This is a genomic window from Exiguobacterium sp. s142 (assembly GCF_018618455.1).
GTDB lineage: Bacteria > Bacillota > Bacilli > Exiguobacteriales > Exiguobacteriaceae > Exiguobacterium > Exiguobacterium aurantiacum_A.
The window spans coordinates 170,659-183,820 of the sequence record NZ_JACSMB010000003.1; the positions used below are offsets into that span (position 1 = coordinate 170,659).

At 53.0% G+C, this 13,162-nt stretch carries 14 protein-coding genes; 10 read left to right on the forward strand and 4 right to left on the reverse strand.

Features of this window, described 5'->3' with window-relative positions:
- Window positions 1-56 precede the first annotated feature (56 nt).
- The 3 genes from KNP77_RS04635 to KNP77_RS04645 all read left to right on the forward strand — a co-directional run bounded on the left by KNP77_RS04635 (window position 57) and on the right by KNP77_RS04645 (window position 3,216).
- Window positions 57-1,652, forward strand: coding sequence for a CTP synthase (locus KNP77_RS04635; protein WP_214888914.1), 1,596 nt, complete (start codon window positions 57-59; stop codon window positions 1,650-1,652).
- A gap of 151 nt (window positions 1,653-1,803) precedes the next feature.
- On the forward strand, window positions 1,804-2,619 hold the full coding sequence (locus KNP77_RS04640) for a TVP38/TMEM64 family protein (protein WP_236633442.1): 816 nt from the start codon (window positions 1,804-1,806) through the stop codon (window positions 2,617-2,619).
- Between the two features lie 42 nt (window positions 2,620-2,661).
- Entirely contained in the window at window positions 2,662-3,216 is a 555-nt protein-coding gene (locus KNP77_RS04645) for a GNAT family N-acetyltransferase (protein ID WP_131490244.1), read from the forward strand.
- On the opposite strand, the gene KNP77_RS16125 is transcribed toward KNP77_RS04645, so the two are convergent.
- The 3 genes from KNP77_RS16125 to KNP77_RS04660 all read right to left on the reverse strand — a co-directional run bounded on the left by KNP77_RS16125 (window position 3,208) and on the right by KNP77_RS04660 (window position 5,607).
- The gene (locus KNP77_RS16125) at window positions 3,208-3,975 is read right to left on the reverse strand and encodes a helix-turn-helix transcriptional regulator (RefSeq protein ID WP_070328216.1); all 768 of its coding nucleotides are present in this window, start codon (window positions 3,973-3,975) and stop codon (window positions 3,208-3,210) included. The genes KNP77_RS04645 and KNP77_RS16125 overlap by 9 nt on opposite strands.
- 39 nt (window positions 3,976-4,014) lie before the next feature.
- The gene (locus KNP77_RS04655; RefSeq protein WP_070328215.1) at window positions 4,015-4,227 is read right to left on the reverse strand and encodes a hypothetical protein; all 213 of its coding nucleotides are present in this window, start codon (window positions 4,225-4,227) and stop codon (window positions 4,015-4,017) included.
- A gap of 264 nt (window positions 4,228-4,491) precedes the next feature.
- The gene (locus tag KNP77_RS04660; protein ID WP_070328214.1) at window positions 4,492-5,607 is read right to left on the reverse strand and encodes an NADH-dependent flavin oxidoreductase; all 1,116 of its coding nucleotides are present in this window, start codon (window positions 5,605-5,607) and stop codon (window positions 4,492-4,494) included.
- Window positions 5,608-5,864: 257 nt separating this feature from the next.
- Between KNP77_RS04660 and KNP77_RS04665 the strand changes: the two genes are divergently transcribed.
- Window positions 5,865-7,520, forward strand: a complete 1,656-nt coding sequence (locus KNP77_RS04665) for a glycerol-3-phosphate dehydrogenase/oxidase (protein ID WP_214888917.1) — start codon at window positions 5,865-5,867, stop codon at window positions 7,518-7,520.
- 44 nt (window positions 7,521-7,564) lie between these two features.
- Here the strand turns inward: KNP77_RS04665 and KNP77_RS04670 are convergent, their stop codons facing one another.
- Window positions 7,565-8,017 (reverse strand): hypothetical protein, encoded by a 453-nt coding sequence (locus KNP77_RS04670; protein WP_131468501.1) that lies wholly within the window; start codon window positions 8,015-8,017, stop codon window positions 7,565-7,567.
- A gap of 111 nt (window positions 8,018-8,128) precedes the next feature.
- Between KNP77_RS04670 and KNP77_RS04675 the strand changes: the two genes are divergently transcribed.
- From KNP77_RS04675 to glpX, 6 genes are all read left to right on the forward strand, one after another.
- Window positions 8,129-8,473: a YxeA family protein gene (locus tag KNP77_RS04675; protein ID WP_214888920.1), complete on the forward strand. Its 345-nt coding sequence runs from the start codon at window positions 8,129-8,131 to the stop codon at window positions 8,471-8,473.
- Between the two features lie 107 nt (window positions 8,474-8,580).
- Complete coding sequence (locus KNP77_RS04680; protein ID WP_251138917.1) at window positions 8,581-8,943, forward strand: response regulator; 363 nt, start codon at window positions 8,581-8,583, stop codon at window positions 8,941-8,943.
- Between the two features lie 155 nt (window positions 8,944-9,098).
- Entirely contained in the window at window positions 9,099-9,953 is an 855-nt protein-coding gene (fba, locus tag KNP77_RS04685; protein ID WP_071398380.1) for a class II fructose-1,6-bisphosphate aldolase, read from the forward strand.
- Window positions 9,954-10,171: 218 nt separating this feature from the next.
- Window positions 10,172-10,822, forward strand: a complete 651-nt coding sequence (gene fsa / locus KNP77_RS04690; protein WP_214888923.1) for a fructose-6-phosphate aldolase — start codon at window positions 10,172-10,174, stop codon at window positions 10,820-10,822.
- Window positions 10,823-10,848: 26 nt separating this feature from the next.
- Entirely contained in the window at window positions 10,849-12,102 is a 1,254-nt protein-coding gene (gene murA / locus KNP77_RS04695) for a UDP-N-acetylglucosamine 1-carboxyvinyltransferase (protein WP_214888926.1), read from the forward strand.
- Window positions 12,103-12,119: 17 nt separating this feature from the next.
- Entirely contained in the window at window positions 12,120-13,088 is a 969-nt protein-coding gene (gene glpX, locus KNP77_RS04700) for a class II fructose-bisphosphatase (protein ID WP_070328206.1), read from the forward strand.
- Window positions 13,089-13,162 lie beyond the last annotated feature (74 nt).

Genomic DNA, 13,162 nt, shown 5'->3' on the forward strand with positions numbered 1-13,162 from the left:
TTTGCTTTTTTTGTTTTTCGTTTCCCGATGTGGGCATTCAAGAGAGGAGAATGATGATGACAAAGTATATTTTCGTAACAGGTGGGGTAGTATCTTCACTCGGTAAAGGGATCACAGCCGCTTCACTCGCACGTCTGCTTAAAAACCGAGGTTTGAACGTAACGATTCAAAAGTTTGACCCATATATCAATATCGACCCAGGGACGATGAGCCCATACCAGCACGGTGAGGTGTTCGTCACGGACGACGGCGCCGAGACCGATCTTGACCTCGGACATTACGAGCGTTTCATCGACATCAACTTGTCGCAAAACGCGAACGTGACGTCGGGGCGCATCTACTCGACGGTATTGAAAAAAGAACGTCGCGGTGACTATAACGGGGGGACGGTCCAAGTCATCCCGCATATCACGAACGAGATTAAAGACCGCGTCTTCCGTGCCGGCCGCGAGACGAACGCGGACGTCGTCATCACAGAGATTGGTGGAACAGTCGGGGACATCGAGTCGCTTCCGTTCATTGAGGCCATTCGACAAGTGAAGAACGACATCGGCAAAGAGAACGTCATGTATGTTCACTGTACGCTCGTCCCATACCTTCGCGCAGCTGGCGAGATGAAGACGAAACCGACACAACACAGCGTCAAAGAGCTCCGCAGTTACGGAATCCAGCCGGATATCATCGTGCTCCGTACCGAGTATGATATCCCGGAAGACATGCGTGAAAAGATTGCCCTCTTCTGTGACACGCGCAAAGAAGCGGTCATCGAGGCACAAGACGCGTCGACGTTGTATGAAGTGCCGCTCAACCTTCAAAAACAAGGCATGGACCAGCTCGTCAACGACTACTTCGGCTTCAACACGCCACCGGCTGACATGACGGCTTGGAAAAACCTTGTCCATACGGTCACGCACCTCGAGAAGAAAGTGAAGATCGCGCTCGTCGGAAAATACGTCGAACTCCGCGACGCCTATATCTCGGTCGCCGAATCGCTCAAACATGCCGGTTACGCGTTCAACGCCGACATCGACATCGACTGGGTCAACGCAGAAGAGGTGACGGCTGAAAACGTCGATGCGCTTCTCGGCGACGCCGACGGTATTCTCGTCCCGGGCGGCTTCGGCGAGCGTGGGATTGAAGGGAAGATTGAAGCGACGCGTTATGCGCGTGAGAACAACGTCCCGTTCTTCGGGATCTGTCTCGGGATGCAACTCGCGACGGTTGAGTTTGCCCGTAACGTCTTGAAGTTAGACGGCGCCCACTCGGCGGAGATCGATCCGACGACGAACTACCCGATTATCGACCTTCTTCCTGAGCAAAAAGATATCGAGGACCTCGGCGGTACGCTCCGCCTCGGCCTTTACCCTTGTAAACTTGAGCCGGGCACGAAAGCGCACGCCGCTTACAACCAAGAGCTCGTCTATGAGCGTCATCGCCATCGCTACGAGTTCAACAACGAGTACCGTGAAGCGTTCGAAGCGGAAGGATTCAAGTTCTCGGGGACGAGCCCGGACGGCCGTCTCGTCGAGATCATCGAGATTCCAGAACACAAGTGGTTCGTCGCGTCACAGTTCCACCCAGAATTGATTTCGCGTCCTGAGCGCCCGCAGCGCTTGTTCCATGATTTCATCCAAGCAACACTCGCAGAGTGAGGGAGAGGTCACGACCGTTTTCGGTCGTGGCCTTTTTTCTCGGGCAAAAGACTGACCGCTTCAACAGCTTAGGATGGATACATGTTCACCTAAATCCGGGTAAACTAAGAGTAGAACGGGGAGAGGGCGATGTCACATGGGGGAACGAAACATGATTTACTGGGGGTATGGGGTCGCATTAGTCGCGTTGAGCATATTGCCGTTCGTCGTCTTGCCGACACTCTTATTGCCGTATCAACTCGGATGGACCGGGGTTGTCCTGTTGGCTCTATCGATCGGTCTGTTGCGGTCGATCCGTGAAGGGTCGAGCGTCTATTTGAAGCAGATGTTGAAAGTGACATTCACGTTGTTTTTATTATTTGTCTTGATCTATTACGTCTCATTCGGTCTCATCTTATACGATACGTATGGGCTCGATCGTCTGCTCGAACGTTATGAGGCTCATGCGGTCTGGGTGTTCGCCGCCTTCAGTTTCCTGCAGCCGATCGCGTTGCCGGTCCCGGAAGCGATCAGCGTCCCGATCGGCAGTGTCGCCCTCGGTCCGTTGCGCGCGGCCATGATCGGCAGTGTCGCGACGACGCTCGGCATCCTCGTCATGTACGGGCTCGCGCGGTTCGGACGGGAGCGGGTCATGCACTTGATTGATGCGGATAAGCTCGCGACGTATGACCGTTATGTCGGCAAGTACGGTCTCGGTGTCTTGCTCGTCTTGTTCATCATCCCGATCTTACCGGACGAAGTCATTTGTTTGGCGGCCGGATTCAGCCGCGTACCGTTCGGACGTTTCGTGATGATCGCAGCCGGAGCGAAGCTCGTCACGTCGTTCGGATTAGCTTATTCGGTCACGCTCGGTGAATTGTTCGTGACCGGTACGAGCCCGTTCGCGGTCGTCTCGGTGACGGCGAGCTTGATCCTCGTCATCTTGGCGCTCGTCTGGCGCAAACGTAGAAAAGGGAATTCGAACTGACGTCTCGAATGAGTGAAGAGCATATACAGAGAGGGAGAGATTATGTATCGAGATGAGAAACTGGTTATTCGACCGATCGAGGCGCGCGACTTGGGACGGTTATGGGAATTGATTTACAAAGAAGCGGCGCCCGAATGGAAACGGTGGGACGCACCGTATTTTGAACATCGCGCGCAAAGTTATGATGCGTATCAGGAGGAGGCGGACCGCCACGTCGGACGTGACGACATGTGGGTCGTCGAAGTCGATGGGACGGTATTCGGTACGGTGTCCTACTATTATGAGGACGCCGGGAAGGAATGGCTCGAAGTCGGGATCATCCTTCATCAGTCAGACCGCTGGAATCAAGGTGTCGGTACGAGGGCGCTCAAACTTTGGATCGACCATCTGTTTAACACGCTCTCGACGGTCCGGGTCGGATTGACGACGTGGTCAGGGAACGAGCGCATGGTGCGCGTCGCTGAAAAGATCGGCATGCAGCTCGAAGGTCGGATGCGGCGCGTCCGCGTCGTCCGTGGTGAGCGTTACGATTCGATTCGGATGGGCATGCTTCGGGAAGAATGGGAAGACGAACAAAAGCGCGACGTCTCAAGTTGAGGCGTCGCGCTTTTTAGACGTGAGAAACAATTGGCGGTATTGGAGCGGGGTCATCTGCTTGTACGTCTTGAACGTGGTAATATACGCCGTGCAAGAGGTAAAACAGTATTTTTCGCCGATGGCACAAATCGGCAGATTCGTACCGAGCAGGTCGGCGATCGACGCATCGATCCGTCGCCTGCGAATCCGTTCTGGCACACTTTCCCCGACTTCTTGTTTGAACAGGGCTGACAGATAGTTGTTCGACATACCGATTCGTTGGGCGATCCAAGGGAGCGATAACGCCGGTTCTTGCAGATGGTCCTCGATCAAGTGGATGATCGTCGTCACGTTCGGATTGGTCGATACGGGTGGAGACAAGAAAGCCATCATCTTCGTCAAGGAATCGACGATGACCGGGACGGCATAGATGAAGTCGAGCGTCGTCGTCAGTTCGTCGATCAAGATGAGGAGCGCACTCGTATAAGTGAGCGCGGTCTGGACGTTCGGGTTGTCGACCGGAATCATGCGGATGACGTGATAGACGAGTCCGCGATAGTAGAAGCGGACACTCCTATATTCATCCGTGACCGGAAGTTTCAAAAGGTCGAACGTCAACGTTTCAAGCAATTGCTCGGCCCGGACCGGATGGGCGCTCCGGAGCGCACTCACAATCTGTTGGTCGAGCGCATAAAAGTTATCGAGCAGCTGAAAGTCAGCAAATAAGTTTTTGTCGCGCTGCAAGTGGTTCATAAATTGGCGTTCGATTTTGTTTTCCACCGGTCAAGTCACTTCTTTCATCGTACCATCGGGAATCGTTCATTTGTCTCGTTGAGCGTTTCGCATCGTCGCCTGCTTCAGCTCGGCGATTTCTTTGGCGAGTGCTTCTTCTCGGGAACGTGTGGATGATTCGAGGTGGTGTTCGAGTTCTTTGCTTTTGTTGCGATACGTTTCAGCCGCTTGTTTTGTGCGCTGGTGATGTTGATTAAGCTGTTTGTTGTGTACATCGAGATCAAACGGCTTTTTTGTCATATATATGCCCCTTTCAAAACAAGGTCAAACAGACAGACGGAACGAATGATTGGTCTCGAGCCGCGGTCTCAATGAGGAAACGCTTCCTGTCCTTAGCTTACGAATGGGGCGAATGCTTGGAAAGTTAGGTCAACACGAAAGGAGTGGTGAAAAAGATGATAAATGTGACGGAATTGTGTCTGAAGAGACTTATTTGTGTCACAGTCCGGTCTCGTCTCCGAACGCAATAAAAAATCCGCAGACTTATGTCTGCGGACAGCTTGCTTATTTGACTGCTTCGTCTTTGATTGGGAACCAGCCGGCACGTGTCGTGATAGCGTTCCAAAGTGGGGCCGGGACAGCGAGTTCGGCTTGCTTGTTCAAGTCGAGCGCCGTTTCGATTTCATCTTCACGATCCGTTTGCACTTTTTCAAGCCAGTCAGGGTCGATGATGAGTTCACGGCCGAGCGCGGCCAGGTCGATGACGTTCAAAGCGTCTTCGACTTGACCAGGGCGCTGAAGTTGTCCGACTCCGATGAGCGGGACGGCACCGTTGATGCGTTTCGCGATCCGGTCAATCGAGCGCTCCATCACGTTCTCGTTGCGCATCGAACCGATATTGAAGTTCCAAAGCGAGGCGTGGAGGTAGTCGAGTCCTTCCTCGAGCAACATGTCGATCAATACGTCCGTGTCGTCGAGCGTGATACCTGGCTCTTCGACTTCTTCTGGTGAGAAGCGATAGCCGATCAAGAAATCGTCAGCGTCTTTCGCCGCGGCTTTCACAGAACGGATGACTTCACGCGGGAACGTGAGACGCGCCTGTACGTCGCCTCCGAAGCGGTCGTCTCGGCGGTTTGAGTGCGGTGAGAAGAACTGCTGGATCAAGTACGTGTTCGCTCCGTGAATCTCGACGCCGTCAAATCCGGCTTCGATGGCACGGCGTGTCGCTTCACCGAATGCTTCGATGATTGCCTCGACTTCTTCTGTCTCGAGGGCACGCGGTGTGGCGGCACCTTCACGGACGGGTGCGACCGCACTTGCGCTCACGGGTTGTTCGTTCGGGACGAGCTCTGGAGGAGACATGCGCCCAGCGTGGAAGATTTGCAGAATGGCTTTGGCACCTTCCGCCTTCAAACTTTCAGCGAGTTGACGGAGACCGGTGATGAAGTGATCGTCGCTCGCGCCAAACGCGTTCGGGAATCCTTTACCGTCTTCTGTCACATAGGCACACGCCGTGATGGCGAGACCGACATTTTTCGCTCGCTTCCGATAGTAGGCGAGTTCGTGCTCCGAAACCTCACCTGTCGGCTCGGACGAATAATGGGTCATCGGCGCAAGGACGAGCCGGTTATGAAGCTCGACGCCGTTTTTAAATTGAAAAGATTGTAACATGCGTTTCATGAAAACTCCTCCTTCGTAGTGATACTTTGAAGTCTAGTCTTCTGAATTTCAAATTGCGAGCGTGACGCTTTCGGTCGGGCAGGTTGCGTGTCTAGTGAGCCGGTCGATGGTTGAACAATAGAGAATAGGGTATAATACAGGAGAAAAGTTGATAACCGGTTGGAGATTACAGAGAGACCACGACATAGAGGGCGAAGCCTTGTTTTGTTGTGGTCTCTTTGTTTATACGAACCGGATTCATTATAGGAGGGAATAAGATGGAAATCAGAAACTTCTCAGCAAAAGAACGTGCCAAGCGATACGAACAATTGACGAGTGAGCGTCATGACATCCTCGTCGTCGGTGGGGGCATCACCGGTGCCGGAATCGCCCTCGACGCCGCTTCAAGGGGAATGAAGACGGCGGTTCTTGAAATGCAAGACTTCGCGGCTGGAACATCGAGCCGCTCGACGAAACTTGTCCACGGTGGCTTGCGCTATTTGAAACAGTTCGAAGTCGCACTCGTCGCCGAGGTCGGGAAAGAACGCGCCATCGTCTATGAGAACGGACCGCACGTCACGACGCCGGAGCGCATGCTTCTACCGATGCATAAAGGCGGCACGTTCGGACCGCTCTCGACCGCACTCGGGTTGATGGTGTATGACTTCTTGGCCGGCGTCAAGCGCGTGGAACGTCGGTTGATGTTGACGCCGGAAGAGGTGATCGAGAAGTCACCGCTCGTCAAAAAAGATGGGCTCGTCGGTGGTGGTTATTACGTCGAGTATCGGACGGACGACGCGCGCATGACGATCGAAGTCGCGAAAGAAGCAGCGAACCATGGCGCACTCCTCTTAAACTACTCGAAAGTGACCGGTCTCATTTATGAGCAAGGCAAAGTCGTCGGCGTGAACGTCGAAGATCAAATCGACGGGAAGACGTATGAAATTTATGCGAAAAAAGTCATCAACGCGACCGGTCCATGGGTCGACGTGCTCCGTGAGCAGGACGGCTCGAATAAAGGCAAGATGCTTCGTCTGACGAAAGGTATTCATCTCGTCATCGATCAATCGAAGTTCCCGCTCAAGCAAGCGACTTACTTCGATACACCAGATGGCCGAATGGTGTTCGCCATCCCGCGTGACGGCAAAGCGTACGTCGGGACGACCGACACGTTCTTCGATAAGGATAAGGCGCATCCGCGCATGACGACAGAAGACCGCGACTATATCTTGGGCGCAATCCATTATATGTTCCCGGATGTGTCGTTGACGGAAGATGACGTCGAGTCAAGCTGGGCCGGCATCCGTCCGCTCATCTATGAGGAAGGCAAAGACCCGTCCGAGATTTCACGGAAAGATGAGATTTGGCAATCGGAAAGCGGCCTGATCACAATCGCCGGTGGTAAGTTGACAGGCTACCGGAAGATGTCTGAGACGGTCGTCGATCTCGTCGCGAAGCTACTCAAACAAGAAGAGGGCATCGTCTTCCTCGCTTCACGGACGAAACATATGCCGATGTCGGGTGGACATGTGGGCGGTTCGAACGGCTTTGACGACTTCTTGACGAAGAAGAAAGACGAGCTGAAAAACCTTGGTTTCGATGACGTGAAAGCGGAGCAGTTAGTCCGTCTCTACGGATCGAACATCGATCGCGTCGTCGAGCGGATGGATACGAACGCTTACGACCTGCCTGAGATCGTCTACGCGCAGTTGATGTACGGCATCGAAGAAGAGTCTGTCGTCCGTGCCATCGACTTCCTCGTCCGTCGGACAGGGGCGATGTTCTTCGACATCGACTTCGTCAGAGACTATAAAGACGGCGTCTTGCGCTGTATGGCCGATGTCTTCAAATGGTCGGATGCACGTCTTGCCGAGGAGCGGGAAGAAGTCGAGAAAGAGATCGACCTCGCCGTCGTCCCGGTCACGATCGACTAAACGTAAACCAAAAGGAACTTCGCTCAAGCGAGCGAAGTTCCTTTTCATATGCCTAATTCTTCATAGTACGCTGTGATCCGATCATCGATTGCGAAGACCATCTCCTCGTCGCCCGAAAAATAGAAGACAATATACGTTCCGTCCTCGCGATACACTTCCGCTTCGACGATGAGCGTTGTCGGCTGTCCGTCATACGTGACTTCAAGTTCACCGAGCGGATGCACGGTCGCCTCGTCTAAATCTGGATTGGAGACGAGTAGATGCATGCGCTCGACGTCTTCTGCTGAAATCGGTTCGTCGAAAACCTCGGAGATGAGTTTGAACGTCTCGGGCACGTCTTCTAATTCCGCATCTATTGAAGTAGCGAGCGGTATATCGTCTTCATAAACATCTTCATACGCGTCTGCGGACGGCTCTTCTCCGAACGTCCCAGCCGTGATGGCGACACCTCCGGCAAGCGTCACTAAAAAAAGTAAAAATCCGAATAAATGCTTCATGTCGTGTCTCCCATCATGTCTTGTACGTCGAGTATAACAAGAAGCGTTGCGTTTAGGAATCGTTCATATATGGTATTGGAAGATAGCGATCAATAGAAGTGAGGGATGCACATGCAACGGAACCGAGTACTCATCGTCACAGTCTGTCTCGCGGTCTTTGCCGGATGGTTGGTCATCGATTTGGACCGTCTGTTCGCGGATACATATTATGTGAAAATCCCGAAGGCGGAGACGGCGGAGCGAGATGGGACGGACTATGTGTATACGACAATCGGCTATGATGAGGAACGAAAAAAGCGTTCGCTCACATTCACGTCTGACTCACGTCTCGCAGAAGGTGAATTTTTGAAATTGTACGTGAAAGATGAAGGGACGGTGACGTCGTATGAAATCGCCGACGAACGAGACGTTCCCTTCGAATTGAAAATGGAGCAAGCGGGGGAGGCGGGGACGTGAGCCTCGTTTCCATCTTTTAGAAAATGACGCGTCGCCAAACGAAAACGATTTTGGTATGGTTATATTATCGCACAAAGCTATAGAAGCTACGGAAAGAAGGTAACTGGATGTCACGCATGTTAATCGCAGACGATCAAGATGGAATTCGCTTGATGCTCGCCCAAGTGTTTAAAAACCTCGGTATCGAGGTCGACACGGCCCAGGACGGCTTGAGCGCTTGGGAACAGCTAGAACAAAGTACTTACGATTTGGTGCTGCTCGATATGAACATGCCGCGCATGTTCGGGCATGAAGTGTTACGGAACATGCGGAACAACGACATCGGCACACCGGTCATGATCATGACCGCATTTGGGGAAAAATCGACAATCGAAGAAGTGCGCCGCCTTGGGATCACGGCTCAGTTCGAGAAGCCGTTCGATATTTATGGCATGATCGAGAAAGTGAAAGAAGTGCTCGACATTCAGTGAATCGTCACGAAGATGACATATGTAAACGCTTGCGCGGAGCCATTTCTATATGCGAATAGCATAGGCACAAGTTTTGACGTGTGTTATAATGGGAACGAATTGCACAGGGGCACTTTTCCCACAGTGCACAACAGCGAACAGAGGAGGACATCATTATGCCATTAGTATCAATGACAGAAATGCTTAACAAAGCATTCGAAGGCAAGTATGCAGTCGGCCAATTCAACATCAACAACCTCGAGTGGACGCAAGCGATTCTTCGCGCTGCGGAAGACGAGAAATCACCAGTTATCCTAGGTGTATCAGAAGGTGCAGCAAAATACATGGGTGGCTTCACAACAGTTGTTAAAATGACTGAAGGTCTCATGCACGACTACAACATCACTGTTCCAGTTGCAATCCACCTCGACCACGGTTCTTCATTCGACAAGTGTAAAGCAGCGATCGACGCTGGTTTCACGTCTGTTATGATCGACGGTTCACACCACCCGATCGAAGAAAACATCGAAATGACGAAACAAGTCGTTGAATATGCACACGCTAAAGGCGCTTCAGTTGAAGCGGAAGTCGGCACAGTCGGCGGCGAAGAAGACGGCGTCATCGGCGGCGTACAATACGCTGACCTTAACGAGTGTGTCCGTGTTGTTAAAGAAGCGAAAGTTGACGCTCTTGCAGCGGCACTCGGTTCTGTACACGGAGAATACGCAGGCGAGCCAAACCTCGGCTTCAAAGAGATGGAAGAAATCGCGGAAGCGACTAAAACGCCACTCGTTCTTCACGGCGGTTCAGGAATCCCTGAGCACCAAATCAAAAAAGCAATCGAGCTCGGTCACAGCAAAATCAACGTCAACACAGAGTGCCAACAAGAATGGACTCGTGCGGTACGTGAGAAGCTTAACACTGACTCGAAAGTATATGACCCACGTAAAGTCATCGGACCTGGAATCGAAGCAATCTACAACGTCGTTTCTGGTAAAATGCGTGAGTTTGGTTCAAGCAACCAAGCGTAATCTTGTCACATCAGTCGGTTCTCCTCGTGAGAACTGGCTTTTTTGTTGAAAAAAATTATAGGAAGTCATGGGCCGTCGGGACACTCGCCGGGATGATTTTGCTTGCCGCTTCGATGCTCGGCATCGCCGCGCTGACGTAAAGGGTATAGCAATTCCGTGTCGATTTCCTCATAATAAGAGAGTAAGCGATTACAATCCGATTCGAGGAGGACATGTACATGCGTTTTTTCATTGACACGGCAAATGTGGAAGACATCAAGAAAGCCCACCAAATGGGCGTCATCGGGGGCGTGACGACGAATCCGTCGCTCGTCGCGAAAGAAGGCGTCGATTTCCATACGCGGCTCCGTGAGATTTGTGAGGTCGTCGGGGACCTTTCAGTCAGTGCGGAAGTTATTGCACTCGACGCAGAGGGTATGGTCAAAGAAGGAAAGGAACTCGCGGCGATCGCGCCGAATATTACAGTTAAGGTGCCAATGACAGCAGCCGGTATGATCGCTGTCAATGAGCTTTCGAAGCTCGGTATCAAGACGAACGTGACGCTCATCTTTAACGCCAACCAAGCGCTCTTAGCAGCTCGGGCGGGTGCGTCATACGTCTCGCCGTTCATCGGTCGCCTTGATGATATCGGCCACGACGGTCTCGACCTCGTCGAGACGATTGCGAATATCTTTGCCATCCATGGCATCGATGCGGAAATCATCGCCGCGTCCGTTCGCCATCCGGTCCACGTGACGAAAGCAGCCCTGCTTGGTGCTAATATCGCCACGGTACCGTACAAAGTCATCGAACAGATGATGAATCATCCGCTCACTGACAAAGGGATTGAGCAGTTCTTAGCGGATTGGAATAACGCTCAATCCAAATAAGTTCGTCGTAGAAAGGTTTGATCATCGTGGAAATTCTCCATATCGTTGGACAGCAGAAGCTTGAAGGAACAGTTGACATTAGTGGCGCCAAACAGAGTGCCTTGCCTTGTCTCGTCGCAGCACTTCTTACCGAAGAACCGGTGACAATCGAGAACGTCCCCGTCATCGAAGATGTCGAAGTGATGCTCAGCCTATTACAAGAACTCGGGGTGATAATCGAGCGGGACGGGGAGCGGATGACGCTTCATGCAAAAGATGCCGTCGCCATGCCGCTGCTCGGCTCAGAAACTCGGAAAGTCCGGGCCGCTGTCTACTTACTTGGTGTGTTCGCAGCTCGTTTTGGGAAAGGGGCCGTTGGATTACCAGGGGGATATGCGATTGGTCCACGACCGATCGATTTACATTTAAAAGCGCTAGAACGTCTCGGCATCAAAGTCGAGAACGAGTCGGGTCTCTATCACGTCAACGCCGACAAGTTGGCCGGCAATCGGATCTACCTCGACCTTCGCTCATTCGGGGCGACGGTGAGCGCGATGCTCGCCGCGGTCCTTGCCGAAGGGACGACCGTCATTGAAAATGCCGCGACTGATCCGGAAGTCGTCGACGTCGCGACGATGCTGACATCGATGGGTGCATACGTCATCGGTGCCGGGACCGATGAGATTCGAATTAAAGGGGTCGAACGCTTGCACGGCTGTACACATACGCTGATCCCAGACCGCCTTGAAGCCGGAACGTTTATGATTTACGGTGCGGTTGCAGGGGAAGTGACGGTTCGAAACGTTATTCCGACCCATTTAGAAGGGGTCATCCAAAAATTAGTTGATTACGGTGCTGAAGTCGAGGTCGGGGAAGAAGCGATCACGGTTCGGGCGAAAGCTTTTGAGCCGATTGATATTCGCGTCTTCCACTACTCGGGTTATCCGACCGATTTGCAACCGATCATGTCAGCCGCTTTGTTGAAAGCGAACGGGACGAGCGTCGTGACGGATAAGCTATACGTCCAACGTTTCCGTCATATCGCCGAAATGCGGCGGATGAACGCGCAAATCACGCTTGAAGATTCGTCGGCCGTCATTCGTGGCGGGACGACGCTTGCGAACGCTGAGATGGAGTCTGCCGATGCGCGGAGCGCCGCGGCACTCGTCTTGGCCGGTTTGCAGGCAACGGGAGAGTCGACGGTTCTCTATGCGGAACGTCTGAACGACTCGTACGTCGACTTCGTCGGCAAACTAAAACAACTCGGCGCCCTCGTCTGGGTCGATGAGATGTCCGAGTAACAAAGGGGAGAATTCGGGTGGAACGTAGTTTATCAATGGAATTGGTCCGGGTCACAGAAGCGGCAGCGCTGTCTTCGGCCCGCTGGATGGGGAAAGGCTTGAAAGAACAAGCGGACGACGCAGCCACAACAGCGATGCGCGAAGTGTTCGATACGATTCCGATGAAAGGGATCGTCGTCATCGGGGAAGGTGAGATGGACGAGGCACCGATGCTCTACATCGGCGAGAAAGTCGGGAACGGTTACGGCTCACGCCTCGACGTTGCCGTCGATCCGCTCGAAGGGACGAGCATCGTCGCGACGGGAACATGGGGCGCACTCGCGGTGCTCGCGGTCGCGGACGCAGGTGATCTCCTTCACGCGCCAGACATGTATATGGATAAGATTGCGGTCGGTCCAGAAGCGGCGGGACTGATCAGCCTCGACAACTCGATCGAAGAAAACATCGCGATCGTCGCCAAGGCGAAGGGCAAGAACGTCGAAGACGTCGTCGTCACGATTTTGCACCGTGACCGTCATGAAGAGATGATTCAACGAGTCCGGGCAACGGGAGCTCGTATCAAGTTGATTCCGGACGGCGATGTCGCGGCGGCCATCAACACGGCGTTCCCGAAAACCGGTGTCGATCTCTTGCTAGGCTCGGGCGGGGCGCCGGAAGGCGTCATCGCAGCCGTCGCCATGAAGTGCCTCGGTGGTGACTTCCAGGGACGGTTGTTGCCGGAAGACGCGGCCCAGGAAAAACGATGCCAAGATATGGGCATCGCTGACACGGGACGCATCCTGCTTCTTGACGATCTCGTCAAAGGCGAGGATTGTATCTTCGCGGCGACGGGTGTGACAGACGGTGAACTGCTCCGTGGTGTCCAATTCACGGGTCAGGGCGGTCAGACACACTCGGTCGTCATGCGCGCCAAATCGGGTACGGTCCGTTTCGTCGAAGGGATTCATTCATTGAAGAAAAAACCGAAAATGGTCATGAAACCTTAATTCTCTCGAGCTGCAGATTCTCTCTGCAGCTTTTTTGATGCGTTCTTTCATATTTAAAATATGAATAGAACGGG

Coding starts and splice junctions, on each gene's coding strand:
- fsa (WP_214888923.1), top strand. CDS start 10,172: ATGCGTTTTTTCATTGACACGGCAAATGTGGAAGACATCAAGAAAGCC.
- KNP77_RS04670 (WP_131468501.1), bottom strand. CDS start 8,017: ATGAAGCATTTATTCGGATTTTTACTTTTTTTAGTGACGCTTGCCGGA.
- KNP77_RS04665 (WP_214888917.1), top strand. CDS start 5,865: ATGGAAATCAGAAACTTCTCAGCAAAAGAACGTGCCAAGCGATACGAA.
- fba (WP_071398380.1), top strand. CDS start 9,099: ATGCCATTAGTATCAATGACAGAAATGCTTAACAAAGCATTCGAAGGC.
- KNP77_RS04660 (WP_070328214.1), bottom strand. CDS start 5,607: ATGAAACGCATGTTACAATCTTTTCAATTTAAAAACGGCGTCGAGCTT.
- KNP77_RS04640 (WP_236633442.1), top strand. CDS start 1,804: ATGATTTACTGGGGGTATGGGGTCGCATTAGTCGCGTTGAGCATATTG.
- KNP77_RS04680 (WP_251138917.1), top strand. CDS start 8,581: ATGTCACGCATGTTAATCGCAGACGATCAAGATGGAATTCGCTTGATG.
- KNP77_RS04675 (WP_214888920.1), top strand. CDS start 8,129: ATGCAACGGAACCGAGTACTCATCGTCACAGTCTGTCTCGCGGTCTTT.
- KNP77_RS04645 (WP_131490244.1), top strand. CDS start 2,662: ATGTATCGAGATGAGAAACTGGTTATTCGACCGATCGAGGCGCGCGAC.
- KNP77_RS04655 (WP_070328215.1), bottom strand. CDS start 4,227: ATGACAAAAAAGCCGTTTGATCTCGATGTACACAACAAACAGCTTAAT.
- KNP77_RS04635 (WP_214888914.1), top strand. CDS start 57: ATGACAAAGTATATTTTCGTAACAGGTGGGGTAGTATCTTCACTCGGT.